Annotated in this window: 13 protein-coding genes and 1 riboswitch; of the genes, 5 read left to right on the top strand and 8 right to left on the bottom strand. The window is 74.3% G+C overall.

The window, feature by feature from the left end:
- Nucleotides 1–38 precede the first annotated feature (38 nt).
- Nucleotides 39–191, bottom strand: a riboswitch (cobalamin riboswitch).
- Nucleotides 192–321: 130 nt separating this feature from the next.
- The gene (locus tag AB0469_RS03370) at nt 322–1,059 is read right to left on the bottom strand and encodes a hypothetical protein (RefSeq protein ID WP_366449606.1); all 738 of its coding nucleotides are present in this window, start codon (nt 1,057–1,059) and stop codon (nt 322–324) included.
- Nucleotides 1,056–2,438, bottom strand: a complete 1,383-nt coding sequence (locus AB0469_RS03365) for a right-handed parallel beta-helix repeat-containing protein (protein ID WP_366449605.1) — start codon at nt 2,436–2,438, stop codon at nt 1,056–1,058. The genes AB0469_RS03370 and AB0469_RS03365 overlap by 4 nt, the downstream gene beginning before the upstream one ends.
- A 272-nt stretch (nt 2,439–2,710) precedes the next feature.
- On the opposite strand from AB0469_RS03365, the gene AB0469_RS03360 reads away from it, so the two are divergent.
- Nucleotides 2,711–3,781 carry a Dyp-type peroxidase gene (locus AB0469_RS03360; protein ID WP_366449604.1) on the top strand — a complete coding sequence of 357 codons (1,071 nt, stop codon included), beginning with the start codon at nt 2,711–2,713 and terminating at the stop codon, nt 3,779–3,781.
- Between the two features lie 88 nt (nt 3,782–3,869).
- Here AB0469_RS03360 and AB0469_RS03355 read toward each other — a convergent pair whose 3' ends face one another.
- Complete coding sequence (locus AB0469_RS03355; protein WP_366449603.1) at nt 3,870–6,059, bottom strand: SdrD B-like domain-containing protein; 2,190 nt, start codon at nt 6,057–6,059, stop codon at nt 3,870–3,872.
- Between the two features lie 327 nt (nt 6,060–6,386).
- On the opposite strand from AB0469_RS03355, the gene AB0469_RS03350 reads away from it, so the two are divergent.
- The gene (locus AB0469_RS03350) at nt 6,387–7,640 is read left to right on the top strand and encodes an FAD-dependent oxidoreductase (RefSeq protein WP_366449602.1); all 1,254 of its coding nucleotides are present in this window, start codon (nt 6,387–6,389) and stop codon (nt 7,638–7,640) included.
- A 35-nt stretch (nt 7,641–7,675) separates the two neighbouring features.
- Here the strand turns inward: AB0469_RS03350 and AB0469_RS03345 are convergent, their stop codons facing one another.
- The 4 genes from AB0469_RS03345 to AB0469_RS03330 form a co-directional block, all read right to left on the bottom strand.
- Nucleotides 7,676–8,029 (bottom strand): UBP-type zinc finger domain-containing protein, encoded by a 354-nt coding sequence (locus AB0469_RS03345; RefSeq protein WP_366449601.1) that lies wholly within the window; start codon nt 8,027–8,029, stop codon nt 7,676–7,678.
- 57 nt (nt 8,030–8,086) lie between these two features.
- Nucleotides 8,087–9,586 (bottom strand): cryptochrome/photolyase family protein, encoded by a 1,500-nt coding sequence (locus AB0469_RS03340; protein ID WP_366449600.1) that lies wholly within the window; start codon nt 9,584–9,586, stop codon nt 8,087–8,089.
- 112 nt (nt 9,587–9,698) lie between these two features.
- Entirely contained in the window at nt 9,699–9,989 is a 291-nt protein-coding gene (locus AB0469_RS03335; protein ID WP_366449599.1) for a hypothetical protein, read from the bottom strand.
- A 131-nt stretch (nt 9,990–10,120) separates the two neighbouring features.
- On the bottom strand, nt 10,121–10,639 hold the full coding sequence (locus tag AB0469_RS03330) for a hypothetical protein (RefSeq protein WP_366449598.1): 519 nt from the start codon (nt 10,637–10,639) through the stop codon (nt 10,121–10,123).
- A gap of 229 nt (nt 10,640–10,868) precedes the next feature.
- Between AB0469_RS03330 and AB0469_RS03325 the strand changes: the two genes are divergently transcribed.
- A complete protein-coding gene (locus tag AB0469_RS03325; protein WP_366449597.1) occupies nt 10,869–11,837 on the top strand; it encodes a peptidoglycan-binding domain-containing protein in 969 nt (322 codons plus the stop codon).
- Between the two features lie 191 nt (nt 11,838–12,028).
- A complete protein-coding gene (locus AB0469_RS03320) occupies nt 12,029–12,934 on the top strand; it encodes a GNAT family N-acetyltransferase (protein ID WP_366449636.1) in 906 nt (301 codons plus the stop codon).
- A 78-nt stretch (nt 12,935–13,012) separates the two neighbouring features.
- On the opposite strand, the gene AB0469_RS03315 is transcribed toward AB0469_RS03320, so the two are convergent.
- Complete coding sequence (locus tag AB0469_RS03315; protein ID WP_366449596.1) at nt 13,013–13,747, bottom strand: alpha/beta hydrolase; 735 nt, start codon at nt 13,745–13,747, stop codon at nt 13,013–13,015.
- A gap of 415 nt (nt 13,748–14,162) precedes the next feature.
- Here AB0469_RS03315 and AB0469_RS03310 point away from each other — a divergent pair, with 415 nt between their 5' ends.
- The gene (locus tag AB0469_RS03310; RefSeq protein ID WP_366449595.1) at nt 14,163–14,375 is read left to right on the top strand and encodes a hypothetical protein; all 213 of its coding nucleotides are present in this window, start codon (nt 14,163–14,165) and stop codon (nt 14,373–14,375) included.

Here is a 14,375-nt window from a genome sequence, read left to right as displayed (position 1 = left end):
GTCCGTGCACGGCATGGGGCCGGGCACGGGCAACGGGCAGGTCTTCGGACTCGCGGGCACGCCTGCCGGTCTCCCGGCGGGCACCTACTGGCCGTCGCTTCCCAGGACCTGGCGGTCCCAGTGCGTATGACGGCGGTCGTTCCCGCTCACCGCTGCGGGGCAGTCCCGGATTCCCACCGGGTTCCCTCTTACGACGCGTCCCGCCTGGCTGACGGGGCGAACCAGCTGCACGGGCCAGCCTACGGGTTCGATCCAGGGGACCCACAGGCATATCCACGTTCCGGACGGTGGAACGGGACATCCGGGGGGGTGGGGCGGGCGTCAGGCGGACAGGGTCGCCACCAGCCAGTCGGTGCCGCCGCCGAGGTGGGCCGAGAAGCGGCGGAGGTGGCCGTCGGCGTCGATCCAGTAGCGGGTGCGGCCCGGGACGGTCCGGGACGATTCCCGGGTGGCGTCCTGGGACGGGGTGGCGGACGGGCCGGCGAAAACCGTGACGGGGACGCCGTCCACCTGCTCGGAGCCGAGCCGGCGGGCGCCGCTGCGGAGCAGCAGCTGGGCGTTGTCGGGGCGGTTCGCGGCCAGGTCGAGCAGGAGGAGGAGCGTGGTGTCGACGGTGGACGTCCGGGCCGTGAGCGGGTGCTCGGTCCAGCCGTCCCGGGGTGCGCGGGCGGGGAGGGAGCCGGTCCAGTCGCGCCGCATGGAGACGGTCGTGCGGTTCCAGCTGAGGAGGTGGCGGCCCTGGTCGCGGGGGCCGCCGTCGATCTGGAGGAGGGCCAGGCCCGTCCCGTGACGCCAGTCGAGGCGGCCGGTGAGCCGGGCGGACTTCCCTTGGACGGGGATGTCGGCGCTGACCCGGGCCGTTCCGCGCCGGTAGTTGGTGAACCGGGTGAGGGCGAGCAGTTCGGCCTGTGGGGTGGTCAGGGCGGGTGGGGCGGCCGCGGAGGGCGCGGGGCGCGGCTCCTCCCGGGTGCAGGCGGAGACGCCGAGGACGGTCAGGAGGGCCAGGGTGATGCCGTAGGCGCAGGGGCGCGGCAGGGTGCGGCGGGGTGGCGGTGTCATCGTGCGGTCCTGCTCCGGCGGGGACGCGGGGCGAGCAGGTCCGGTGCGGGCAGGGGTACGCGGTCGGCGTGGACGTCACCGGGCAGGTGGAGCGCGGGTTCGGCGGGCGCGTCGCCGGCACCGGGGAGTTGCGGCTGGGCGGGGGGCGGGGTGACGTCGAGGAAGGGGACTCCGGCGGGTGGCGGGGCGGTGCGGGTGGGGGGCGCCGCGGCGGAGGAGCGGCTGTTGCCCCCGGGGCAGGGGGCGGTGCGGGTCAGGTCGTCGGGCAGGGTGCGCCGCAGGGTGTTGCCGTGCAGGCAGTTGCCCTCTCCGGGGGCTCGGGTGGACGCCTGGTAGGTGATGTCGACCTCGTTGTCGGACAGCGTGTTGTCTTCGAGCCGGTTGCCCAGGGGAGGTACGTCCTCGTGGGAGGTGAGGACGATGCCGGCGCGGGAGTTGCCGCTGACGCGGTTGCGCCGGAGCGTGTTGTGCTGGCCGCCGGCGATGCCGATCCCGATCCCGAAGCCGCCGTCGGCCTGCTCGGGGGTGTCGGGGGCGTTGTTGTCGGCCACCAGGTTCCCGGCGATGACTCCGCCGGTCTGGGGTACGTAGGCCTCCTGGTAGTCGGTGTCGATGGTCATGCCGACCCGGTTGCGGGTGAACCGGTTGCGCAGCACCCAGACGGGTCCGCTGGCGTTGGTTCCCTCGTAGCCGATGGCGTTGTGGTCGGCGACGTTGTCCTGGACGAGTACGTTGCAGGGCTTGCACTGGCCCACGTAGAGGCCGGAGTCGGCGCTGCCCGAGGCGTGGTCGTGCTCGATCACGCCGTTGCGGGCGTTGAACGCGTAGATGCCGTAGAGGCCGTTGGCGTGGGCGGTGACGTAGCGGACGCGGAAGCCGTCGAGGGGAGGGAAGCGGGCCGGGTCCAGGTGCTGGTACCCGTCGCTGCCGCGGGCGAGTCCGCCGTCGGCGCCGCTCATACCGGTGACCAGGACCCCGTTGAGGAGGTGGTTGCTGACGGTCAGGTTCTCCACGGAGACGCCGGCCGCCGTGACCACGATGCCGTTGGAGCGCCGGCCCTCGCCGTCGATGACGACCCGGTTGCGGTCGGTGCCGCGCAGCACCACGCGGTCGGTGCGCACCCGGACGCTCTCGTGGTAGACGCCGGGTGAGACGAGTACGAGATCGCCGGGGCGGGCCCGGTCGAGGGCGGCGTTGATCGTCGCCGCTTCCCCGGGTACCCGGATGGTCGCGGGCCGGGCCGCGCGGGCGGGCGCGTGGCCGTCGGTGGCGGTGTCGTTCCCCGTGCAGCCGCCGCACAGGAGCGCGGCGACGAGCGCTGCGCCCAGCGTCACGGCGCGCCAACGGGTCGGTGCCCGACGGGCGATGAGCGGCGTCATGTGCGCTTTCTTCCGATCGGCGAGGACGGCGGGAGTTAGCTTAGAGTACGCGAGTGACTACTGACAGTGCACATTGCAGTGGATCGGGTACGGGGCAACGGCCGTTGCGGCGCAGGGTGCTGATGGGGGGTGCGGCGGCCGTCGCGACCGCCGGGGTCACGGGATACGCGGTCGGTTCGGCGCGGGGACGGTCGGCGACTCCCCCCGACGGGGCGTCGCCGGTGGGGACTTCCGGGAACGGAGCGTCGTCCTCGGTCCCGGGGACGGTGGCCGTGTCCGCCCGGGGCGGCCGCCAGGCCGGGGTCGACCGGCCGGTGCAGCCCCAGCGGTACGTGGTCCTGTCGGTCTACGACCTGCCCGGAGCCGGGGAGGCCGCCGCGTCCGGCGCCGATGGCGTGCGCCGGAGCGGGGAGCTCTTCGCCGCGCTGGGCACCCGGGTCCTCGCTCTCACCGGACAGGGCGGCGCGGCCGCGTTGAGCGGGCTCCCCCGGGGCGATCTGACCGTCACCGTGGGGGTCGGCCCCCGTGTCGTGGCCGCCGTGGACGGAGGTCTGCACGGAGCCCGTGAACTGCCGGGCTTCGCGCGGGAAGAAGAGCTGGCCGAGTCGGCCCGGGGCGGCGATCTGATGGTCCAGGTCTGCGCGTCGGACCCGCACGTGGTGACGCTGGCCGATGACGCCCTCCGGTCCTGGCTCCAGGAGCGGTCTGCGGTACCGCGCTGGTCGCAGCAGGGCTTCCGGCCCCCCGCTCCGCCCACCCCACGGGGAGGAGCCGGAGAGCGGGTGCCGGTGCGCAACCTGCTGGGGTTCCTGGACGGAATGGTCGCACCGCGCACCGGGCGGGAGGTGGACCAGGAGGTGTGGCTGCCGGCCCCGGCCCGGGTGCGGGGCGGCACGGTCGCGGTGGTGCGGCGCCTGCGGCTGGACGTACGGCGCTTCCTCGCCCAGGACCTCGCGGAGCAGGAGCGGACGATCGGGCGACGCCGGGCGGACGGGGCGCCCTTGACCGGCGGAGGCCCGGACGCGCCGATGGACCTGGGGGCCAAGTCGGCGCGGGGCCGGTACCTGATCCCGGCCATGGCCCACGCCCGCCGCGCCCACCCCCACGGCACGGGCAGCGGACTGATGCTGCGGCGCGGCTACAGCTACGCCAACGGGCCGGAGGACCGCGGGCTGCTGTTCATCTGTTTCCAGCGCGAACTGCGCACGTTCGTGGCGACGCAGCAGCGGCTGGACGACGGCGACGAGCTGTCGTCCTTCGCCACGGCCACGGCGTCCGGCACCTTTCTGGTGTTGCCGGGGTACACGGAGGCGCTGCCGCTGGGTGCTTCCCTGTTCTCCTGAGCGCGCGGGTGTACCGGGGGGGCCGGGGGCCGGGGGCCCGGGCGGCCGTATCGGCGCCGCCCGGGTCCCCGGCCGGGGCGGGCGGCTGTCAGGTGCCCGCCCACATCCCGGCGTCCAGGTCGTGGTTGACGGAGCCCGGAGGACCGGTCCTCACCTTCGCCACCGCCGTCGGCGCCTGGTTGTCGCCGCCGGTCGGCTCGGCGTCCGAGTTGGTCGCCGGGTCACGGCCCGTCGTGGGCGTCCACATCAGGTCGGCGGGTGAGGTGATGTAGGGGGGCAGGTTGCCGGTGTCCACCGTGGTCTTGTCGAACTCCACCGTGTAGTCGGTGTTCGGCTGGAGCCCGTCGCGGTGGTCGAAGTAGTACTCGCCCTTGGCGTTGGTCTTCTTCGTCGCGATGACCCGCCCCGTGGAGTCCTTGAGGGTGACGGTCACCCCCCTGATCCCGAGGGTCTCGTCGTACCTGGCGTTCTGCGAGCCGCCGCCGTCGTCGAGCCAGACGCGGTTGCCGATCTGGACCGGCGGTTCGTCACACAGCAGTTCCAGGTCGCCCAGGCCGTGGGCCTTGCCGAAGCCGCCGTCGGTGTCGTAGACGACTCCGAACCCGTCCTGCGTCGCGTCACGGCGGCCCGACGTCCGGTCGAACCAGCCGACCCCGCCGGAGTTGATGACGCGGTACGGGTCCAGGATGGTGCTGGCGATCGTGGTCTGCTGCAGCGGCAGCGCGAGCGCGCCCTGCGCGGTCTCCCGGTGGCCGGTGCCGGTGTAGTAGGTGTCGCCGGTGAACCACTCGCCGCCGCCCTGCGGGCGGGGGCAGTCGGCGCTGCCCTCCCAGTGGTAGGTGCCGGTCGCCTTGCGGCAGACCTTGACGATGTCACCCCCCGTGACGGTGCTCTCGATGCCCCCGGCCGGGTTGGCGTTGGGGATCACCAGCCCGGACTGGTCGCCGAACCGGTCGCGGAAGCCCAGGACCAGGCTTCCGTCGCGCTCGACCTCGATGTCGCTGAGCATGGGCTGCGGGTAGGACGTGAATCCGGTGGGGAACTGTGCCAGGTTGTCCCGCGTCCACGGCTTCCAGTCACCCGGCGTGGGGTCCTGGGCGGGGTCGCGGGGGAAGTTCAGCGGTTCGTCGACGACGGGCGCCGCGCCGAACGTGGCCGTGACGGGGTCGTACGTCCACACCACCGCCCGGAGCCTGGTGGCGTCCTGCGTGCTCTCGGCGGAGCAGACGCCTCCCACGTACACCACGCCGTCGCGCACCCCCAGCCCCATCGGCCGCCAGTCACCGGCGGGGGAACAGGCGGAGTCCGGGATCTTGACCGGTGCGCGCTTGAAGGTGGCGGCCGTGGCCCGGGTCGCGTCGTAGGTGTAGAGGTTGCCGTCGTTCATGTTGACGACGTACAGCTCCGAGCCGTCCCCGGAGATCTCGATGTCGCCGAGGGACTCCTTGCCGGGCCGGTTGGCGAAGGGGGCGTCCACCCGGTTGCTCTGGTTGTGCGCGGTGGTGCCCGCGTTCGGCACCTTCGCGAACAGGCTGGTGGCGCCGGTGGTCCGGTCGGTCACGTAGATCGCGCCCTGGCCGTCGGGGCCGTACTCGGTGTGGCGCTTGGCGTAGGCCCCGGAGAAGAGCCGCTTGTCCTTCTTCCGGTACGCCAGCCCGTAGACGGCACCGGTGTTCCGGACCGTGGCGATCGGCCTCGGATTCGTGTTGCTGCCCTGGGTGTCACCGCGGGAGTTGTACGGGAAGGTGACCAGCGTCTTCTCGCCCGGCTTGGTCGCCGCCTGCATGCAGGCGGTGGCCAGGGTCGGGTTGTCCTGGCAGTAGTCGTCGGGGTTCCACACCGCCATGTCGAGCGTGACGTCCTGGCCGTCCTCCAGGTCCACGAAGTTGAGGTGGGAGGACAGCCCGGTGCCCGCGAACGCTGGCTGGAGGAATCCGGTGCCGGTGGCCGGGTCGTGCTTGTTCGGCCAGCCGATCAGCTCGACCTTGTACTTGCCCCCGCTGCGCCTCCAGGCGGTGAAGTCGAGGGTGACGGTCCCGTTGGGGCCGACCGGGAAGGTCTGTGTCTGCCCGGACTGTTCGCTCGTGACGCGAATGGTCGCCCCGGCCAAGGCGGTCTGGATCCGAGGGTCGAGGGTGCCCGCCGCGGCGAACTCCCTGAACACATTGACCGTCAGCTTGCCCTCGCCGCCCTGGGCGAGGGCCGGTGCGCCGGGCACCAGCAGCGCGCCGGCGCAGCTCAGCGCCAGCGCCGCCCGCCAGGCTGTTCGTCTGATCACGTCATTCCCATTTCTGCCTCGCAGTCGCCATGGAGTGGAGCCCCGGGCGGTGTTCGCCGCCGGCTCCGGATTTCGGTGGCGTTCGACGGGAGGAGCGCGGCTCGGCTCGGACGTGAGGCCCCGCATGAGCCCCGCGGAACGACGCCCCTCACTGCACCAACCACCTACATAACCCACAGTAATCGATGGTGACGGATTGTAACTATAGCTCGAACGGGTGACCTTGCCGCCTCCGCCCGGCAGGACCCGGGCCGCGCGCCCTCCCCCGACCCGCGGCCGCCGCGCGTAGCCTGGCCGCAGCAGTGGCGCGAGGAGTGTGAGGCGGTCATGGCCGAAGCGCGGGGCGACCGGTACGACGTCGTGGTCATCGGAGCGGGAGCCGCCGGACTGGCCTGCGCCGCGGACCTCGACACGGCCGGCCTGCGCGTGCGGCTGTTGGAGGCCGAGGACACGGTGGGCGGCCGCATCCGCACCGACCGGGTCGCCGGGTTCACCGCCGACCGCGGCTTCCAGGTGTTCAACACCGGCTACCCGCAGGTCAAGCGCCGCCTCGATCTGCGGGCCCTGCGCCTGCGGCCGTTCACCCCCGGGGTGCTGGTGCACACCGGCGCCGGGCGGCTGCGGCTCGGCGATCCCACCCGGCGCCCGCGCGACGGGGTCGGCCTCCTCACCGGCGGCCGGGTCGGGCCGCGCGACCTGCTCGCCCTCGGCGTCCTCTCGGCCCGTGCCCTGCTCGCGCCGGCCTCCCGGGTGCGGGCCCGCCCCGACGCCACCACGCGGACGGCCCTGGCCGACGCGGGGTTCTCCGAGGAGTTCGTCGAGACGTTCTTCCGGCCCTTCCTGTCGGGCGTCTTCCTGGAGGACTCCCTGGAGACCTCCGCCCGCTTCTTCCACCTGGTCTGGCGCAGCATGCTGCGCGGCACGCTCTGCCTGCCGCGGGACGGCATCGGCGCCGTGCCGGCGCAGCTCGCCGCGGTCCTGCCCCCGGGCGCGCTGCGCACCTCGTCACCGGTTTCCGGGCTGACACCGGGGGGAGTCCTCCTCGACGACGCGGAACTGCGGGCCAGGGCCGTGGTCGTCGCCACCGGAGCGGGCGCCGCGGCCCGCCTCCTGCCGGACCTCCGGCCGGTCCCCGGACGGACCGTCACCACCCTCTACCACGCGGTCGCACGCTCCCCCCTGCCCGAACCCACCCTGCTCGTCGACGCACGCCGCAGGTTCCTCAACTCCTGCGTCCTCACCGAGGTCCAGCCCGGATTCTCCGGTGACGGCAGGGCCCTGGTGTCGACCTCCGTACTCGGCGCACCGGGCCCCGCGGAGGAGGCGGCCGTCGCCTCCGCCCTCGCCGAGGCGTACGGGACGGACACCGGGACCTGGGAGCCGGTGCACCGGGTCACGGTGCGCAACGCCCTTCCCGCCATGCCCCCGCCGCTGCCGCTCACCCGGACCAGCCGCCTCGCCCCGGGCCGTTACGTCTGCGGGGACCACCGGGCGACGGGCTCGCTCCAGGGGGCGCTCGCCTCCGGGGCGAGGGCGGCCCGCGAAGTGCTCGCCGACCTCGGAGCCACCCGGGAACCCTGACTCCGCGCCGGCCCTCGGAGGCGAAGCCCGCCGCGCTACGGCTCCCGCACGAGGAAGACCTCGTCGACGTAGCACCAGGCCCAGGACTCGTCGGGGGCCAGCGACAGGACCACGGGGTGTCCGGTCCGCGCGTGGTGGGCGTAGGCGTGGCGGCCCCGGGAGCTGTCGCAGCATCCGACGTGCCCGCAGGCGGCGCACCACCTCAGCCGGATCCAGGTCCATCCGCGGGCGCGGCACGACGCGCACACCCCGGACGGCTCCGCCGGCTGCTCCGGCACGCTCGCCAGGTGGGAGCACGCGCGCCCCTGGGGACGGCCTCCGTCGGGCGCCACCGACCACGGGGACGGCGGCCCGCTCCGGCCGCCGGCGCCGCTGTCGTCACGGGACATGCGGGACTCCTTCCGGACGGAGGCCGCCGCTGCCGCGCCCCGCCGCCGCCCGCGGCGTCAGGGCGGGGTCCCGTCCTGCTCGCGGCGGGTGCGGAGCACGTCGTCGAGGTCACCGAGCCGGTCCAGCCCCTGCACGGCCCGGGCGGTGCGCGGGTTGACGGCCAGCCTGGAGCGGTGGCGGTGCACGAAGGACCAGTAGCCGGTGGTGTAGGGGCAGGCCCGGTCGCCCGTGCGGTCGGCGGGCCGGTAGGCGCAGCCGTCGCACAGGTCGCTCATGCGGTGGATGTACGCCCCCGCGCTCGTGTAGGGCTTCGTGGTCATCAGGCCGCCGTCGGCGTACTGGGACATGCCGATCACGTTGGGGAGCATCACCCAGTCGTAGCCGTCGACGAAGCACCGGTGGAACCAGTCGGTGACGGCACGGGGGTCCCAGCCCCGCTGGAGCGCGTGGCTGCCCAGGAGCATCAGCCGGGGGATGTGGTGGGTCCATCCCGTGTCGCGGACCTGCGCGAGCACCGTGGAGAGGCAGCGCGCGGTCACGGCGTCGGCGTCGAGTTCCAGGAACCACTCCGGCAGGGGCGCGCGGTGCCGCAGGGCGTTGCGGTGGCGGTAGTCCTCGCCGAAGTACCAGTAGGTGTGCCACACGTACTCGCGCCAGCCCGCGACCTGCCGGACGAATCCCTCCGCGCTGTGCACCGGCACCCGGCCGGCGCGCCAGGCGTCCTCGGCGGCGGCGACCGCTTCCGCCGGGTCGAGCAGTCCCAGGTTGAGGGAGGAGGACAGCAGACTGTGGCTCATCACGGGGTCGCCGGCGAGCACGGCGTCCTCGTACGGGCCGAAGCCGGCCAGGCGGTGCCCGACGAACCGGCGCAGCGCGGCCTGCGCCTCGCGGCGCGAGGCGGGAAAGGCGCGCGGCCCGTCGCGGCCGACGAAGCGGATGCCCTCGTCCCGCTCCCACCGGTCGAGGTCCGCCCGCACCTGCTCGTCGATGTCGCTCTCGCGCGGGCGGTACGGTGCGGGGACGCCGAGGGTGCGCGGGCCCTTCGGCGGTGGCTCGCGATTGTCCCGGTCGTGGTTCCACCGGCCGCCGGCCGGCTCGTCGCCGTCCATGAGGAGGCCGAGTTCGCGGCGCGTCCAGCGGTAGAAGTCCTCGTGCCTGAGCCGCTCGCGCCCACCGGCCCAGGAACGGAAGGCCGCCTGCGGCACCAGGAACCCGCGCGCGGGCAGCACGCGCACGGCCGGCATCGAGCCGACCAGGCCGTACGCGGCCCGGGAGGTCGGGTGGTGGACGGTGACCGGAGCCTCACCGACGACCTCGCGCAGGCCCTCCGCGTAGGTCTCGGCGCGCACGTAGCGGACGCGGTCGCCGAGTTCGGCGGCGCGGTGCCGCATGGCGGAGAGCACCAGGTGGGCCTTGGCCCGGTGGAACCGGCGCCGGCGGAAGACCGAACGGGCCTCGACCATCACGACGGGCGCGTCCGGCGCGGGTCCGCGCTCGCCGGGGGCGAGGAAGTGGGGACCGAGCTGGTCCCCGAACAGCCAATGCCAGGCAGTCACTGGTTCTCCTCGCTCGACCCGGCGCCCTCGACCCGGCGCCCTCGACCCGGTGCCCTCGACCCGGTGCCCTCGACCCGACGACGGCGCACCCGCACGGCGGTTCCGTTCCGGGTCAGCGTCGCCGGCGGCCGGGGTCGTCGTCGGTCAGCTGGGCGATCCAGCCGTACGGGAGCTCCTCGCCGTCCACCGTGACGGCCTCGACGGCCCGGCTCTCGGGGTCGATCTCGGCCTGGACCCCCTCCCCCTCGTAGCACGGGTAGCCGGAGACACCGGTGTCGCCGGTGGCCACGACCCGGGCGGTGCGCAGGACCGCGTCGTGGCCCTTGGCGTCCTGGACGCCGGGCGGGCCCGGACGGAGCACGACGGTGTACCGGTCCGGGGCGGGGTGGGACTCGGGAGTCATGGGCCCAGGCTAGTGACCGGCCCCGCCCTCGGCCCGGAGGCGCGGCTGGGGAGCGCGGTACGCCGGGATGCGGGGGGGGGGCGGCCGGCCCGGTCCCGGGGCGGGGGCGGGGCCGGCGTCCCGGGTCCGGGTCAGGCCCTGCCGTTGAGGTACGTGACGTCCCAGTGGCTGCGCTCGCGGGCGTAGACGTTGCCGGCCGGCGACTTGTACAGCGCCGCGCCGTCGCCGCGCGTGCCGGCCTTCGCGTAGTGGCGGGTGATGTAGACGTCCAGGCACGACGCGTCGTTCTCGTGCTTCTTGGCGAGGGACATGTCGACCTTGTAGCCGTTGCCGTGGGTGTGCTGCCCCCGGGGGCTGTGGCCCGCCTCCGTGCCGCCGGTGATGATCACCGGGCAGCGGCTGGTCCGCTTGAAGGCGATGGCACCCGAGACGGTCGCACGGTTGATGCCGGTGAAGGAGGTGCACCCGCTGTCCCTGCGGTCCGAGCAGTTCTTGCTGGACGTCCAGGAGACGCCGGCCGCGCGGAACTCCCTGGCCGCGGCCTCGTGGGTGTACGTGGCCGGGGCGCCCTGGGCGGTGCCGGAGGCGATCAGCAGGGGCACCGCGGCGGCGAGGGCGGCGACGGTGGCGCGGCGGGGCAGTGTGGTCACGGGTTCGTGTCCTCTCGGTGTGTCCGGCCCGCCCGCAGGGACGCGGCGGGCACGGGGGTGGGGTTGGGGTGCGGGGGACGCCGGACGCGGCGCCGTCTTCCGCCGTTCCACCGTGCCCGGCGCACCGCGGGTGCCGCTACCATCTGGGGTCAGGTCGTGACCATGCGTACATGCACGCATGCATGCACGTCTGTGACCAGCTGCAATGCACCATGCCGGGGGATGCTCCATGGACCGTGACCAGCGGGAAGCGAGGGGCGCACTGCACCCGGACCCGGACCCGGCCGCCGAGCTGACCTCCCTGCTGCGGCAGTGGTGGGAGGCGTACCCCGGAGTGCGCCCCACCCAGAAGGCGCTGGCGCGGCGGGCGGGGGTCGACCAGGCGACGATGTCCCGCTACCTCAATCCCCGGCGGCCCATGGCGGCGCCGCCCCGGGTCGTACGGGTGCTCCACGCCGAGCTGCGGGCGGATCCCGTCCGCCTGGAGGAGGCCCTGGCCCTGGCCGAGGCCGTCCACGCCGCGCGGCGCGTGCCCCGGGCGCGCGGGGCCGCCGACGAGCCGGGGCCCGGCGGGGCCGGCGCCCGGGAGGAGGCCGTCCGCGCGCACCGCCGGGTGCGGGTTCCCCTCTGGGTGCGGGTGCTCGGCCATCTGGCACTGCTGGCGGCGGCCGTGGGGGCCGGCGCCTGGTTACGCCCCCTCCCGGCCGGGCCGTCCCCGCTCTCCTCCACCGCCCCCTCCCCCGCGTCCGCACCTGCCGCGCCGCCCTCCGCGGGCCCGTCGTGGCCGGTGGTCCGGCTCGGAGACGTGCTGTGGGAGGCGCGGACCGTGCAACACCTGCTCAACGCCCACGGCCACCCCGTGGCGGTCACCGGCACCGTCGACGAGGCGACCGTCACCGCGGTGCAGGGTTTCCAGAGCGCCCGCGGCCTGGACCCCGACGGCCGGGTCGGGCCCAGGACCTGGCCACGGCTCGTCGTCACCGTACGGGCCGGCGACCGGGGCGACGCGGTGACCGCGTTGCAGGCGCTGCTCACCAACGCCGGGCACCCCACCGCCGTGACGGGCTCCTTCACCACCGACACCGAGGACGTCCTGCGCGCCTTCCAGACGGCGCACGGCATGGCCGCCACGGGGATCGCCGAACCACCGGTCTGGCTCGCGGTCATGGCCGCCCAGCAGCCGCGCCTGCACGGCTGACCTCCACCGGCCGGCCGCGGGCGGGCGGGCAGGCGGGCAGACACCGGACCTCCCGAAGTCAGGTGCATTACAGTCGACTTGACCATGGACGTGTGCGCGGCGCGGCTTCCGGACGGTCGGCGGCCGAGCACGGGTGGACGGCCTCGCCGGTACGGCCGCCGAGGAAGGGGTGTCCGCCGTTGTCGGATCTCATGCCGGGGTTGCCGCCGGGTTACCGGGCCCGCCCGACCACTGCCGAGGACCTCGGCGCCATCCATCGCCTGGTCACGGCCTGCGAGCAGGACCTGCACGGACGGGTGCACACCGATCCGGGCCGGGTCGCCGCCGACCTGGCCAGACCGGGTCTCGACCCGGAGCTGGACACCCGGCTGGTCCACGACCGGGCGGGGCGGCTGGCCGCCCGGGCCTGGGTGAACCGGCGCTCGGAGGTGGACGTCCACCCCGAACACCGCGGCCTCGGCCTGGGCGGCGCCCTCCTGGACTGGGCCGAGGCCCGCGGCCGGCAGGCGGGGAGCACGCGCATCGTCCAGACCGTCCCGGACGACGACGGGGACGCCGTCGCACTGCTGCGCTCGCGCGGATACGAGCCGATGGTGACCGAATGGCTGCTGGAGTTCCCGATGCCGCAGGAGCCGACCGTCCCCGAGGCTCCCGCGGGCATCACGGTCCGGCCGTTCGAACCCGGTGACGAGCACGACGCGCACCGGGTCGTCGAGGACGCCTTCGACGACTGGCAGGAGCGGCGCAAGAGCTACCAGGAGTGGGCCCGGCACACCGTCGAACGCCCCGCCTTCGCCCCCGCGATGTCGGCGCTGGCGTTCGCCGACGGAAAGCTGGTCGGCGTCGCGCTCTCGCTGGACCTCCCCGACACCGGCGAGGGCTGCATCGAGCAGGTCGCGGTCCGCCGCGACCACCGCAACCGGGGCATCGCCCGCCTCCTGCTCCGTACCGTGTTCCGCAGCTTCCACCGGCAGGGACGTCGGGCGTGCACCCTCGGCACGCACTCGGAAACCGGCGCCCTCGACCTGTACCTGAGCGTGGGGATGCACGTCCGGTACGCCTCCACGGTCTTCCGGAAGGATCTGTCGGCGGGGTGACGGTCAGCCGGGCGCCCGTGTCCGTGCGGGCTCGTGCCGTGGGCCCCCGCCGAGTCGGCGCGGGCCCACGGCACGGCCTCACTTCAGGTGCCGGGTGAAGAACCGGGCCGCGGTGTCCCCCGCGTACTCCGGGACGCCGGTGTGACCGCCCATGTTGGCGTCGAGGGACTTCTCCGCGGAGCCGAAGGCGTCGAACAGGTCCAGGGACGCCTGCCGGTCGTTGCCCTCGTCGTCCCACTGCAGCAGGACGTGCAGCGGGATGGTGACCCGTCGCGCCTCCTCGAACACGGCGCGGGGCACGAAGCTCCCGGCGAACAGTCCGGCGGCCACGATGCGCGGCTCGACCGCGGCGAGGCGGACACCGACGGAGATCACTCCCCCCGAGTACCCGACCGGGCCGCCGATCCCGGGCAGCGCCAGCAGGGCGTCCAGGGCTTGCTGCCATTCCGGGACCGCCCGGTCGACCAGCGGGAGGACGAGGGCGTCGACGATCTCGTCGCCGACCGGCTCGCCGGCGTCGATCGCCCGCCGCAGGTCGGCGCGGGCCTGCTCGATGGCGGCCCATCGGGGCCGGTCGCCGCTCCCGGGGAGCTCGATGGTGGCTGCGGCGAAACCGTCCGCCACGGCGCGCCGGGCCCGGGCCACCAGCCGGGGGTACATCCGGCGCAGTCCGAGCGGGGGGTGGCCGAGCAGGATCAGCGGCACCGGTGCGGATGCGGACGCGGGGGTCCACAGGACGCCGGGAATCCCGCCGAGGGTGAACTCACGTTCGAGGACGCCGTCGTCGAGGTGCTGTTCGGAAGTGAAGTGCACGGTCGTGCCTTTCGGGAGTGCTGTTGAACGGCGCTCCCGGACGACCTACCGCCCGACCGTGACCCCGGAGGGGAGCACCCATGTCGATACTGCGTTCACGGGTACCACCTCCTCGTTCTCCTGCACGGCCGGCCGAAATCTAGCAGCGGCCGCGGTGGTGCGCCAAACGAATTCCCGGTCACCGAGGGCCACCACCTGGGTCCCTTACGCGACCAACCCTGTGGGACCTGGCTCTGACCTGCACGGACGCGCCATGCGAGGCCGTGGGAGGTCGGCAGGCGCGGCATTGTGCCAGACGCGGCGGCCCGGGACACGTCACGCGTCCTCGGGGCATGCCCGTACGGCCCCGGTCCGGCGAAATGGAGGCAACGGACCGGGCGGAAACGCCGCCCGGCAGTACCGGAAGGAACCAGCCATGGCTGCCCTGATCCCCCTGCGCAAGTCGCTCCTCGTCGCGGTCTCCGCCGTAGCCGCGCTCCTCGCCGGCGGAACGGCCTTCGCCGCGTCGAACGCCGCTCCCCTGTCCAACGACCCGTCCGGAGCGAGGGTCCAGCGCACCAGCCCGCTGACGAAGCTCGGCACGCAAGACCGGCTCAGTGCGTATTACTACTACGTACAGGGGCAGTGA

This window comes from Streptomyces sp. NPDC093801 (assembly GCF_040701585.1).
Classification (GTDB): Bacteria; Actinomycetota; Actinomycetes; order Streptomycetales; family Streptomycetaceae; genus Streptomyces.
This window is presented reverse-complemented; position numbering and strand designations above follow the sequence as displayed.

Bases quoted from the DNA above. Each gene is read 5' to 3' on its own strand.
- AB0469_RS03335 (WP_366449599.1), bottom strand. From the start codon at position 9,989: ATGACTCCCGAGTCCCACCCCGCCCCGGACCGGTACACCGTCGTGCTC.
- AB0469_RS03325 (WP_366449597.1), top strand. From the start codon at position 10,869: ATGGACCGTGACCAGCGGGAAGCGAGGGGCGCACTGCACCCGGACCCG.
- AB0469_RS03350 (WP_366449602.1), top strand. From the start codon at position 6,387: ATGGCCGAAGCGCGGGGCGACCGGTACGACGTCGTGGTCATCGGAGCG.
- AB0469_RS03365 (WP_366449605.1), bottom strand. From the start codon at position 2,438: ATGACGCCGCTCATCGCCCGTCGGGCACCGACCCGTTGGCGCGCCGTG.
- AB0469_RS03310 (WP_366449595.1), top strand. From the start codon at position 14,163: ATGGCTGCCCTGATCCCCCTGCGCAAGTCGCTCCTCGTCGCGGTCTCC.
- AB0469_RS03345 (WP_366449601.1), bottom strand. From the start codon at position 8,029: ATGTCCCGTGACGACAGCGGCGCCGGCGGCCGGAGCGGGCCGCCGTCC.
- AB0469_RS03370 (WP_366449606.1), bottom strand. From the start codon at position 1,059: ATGACACCGCCACCCCGCCGCACCCTGCCGCGCCCCTGCGCCTACGGC.
- AB0469_RS03320 (WP_366449636.1), top strand. From the start codon at position 12,029: ATGCCGGGGTTGCCGCCGGGTTACCGGGCCCGCCCGACCACTGCCGAG.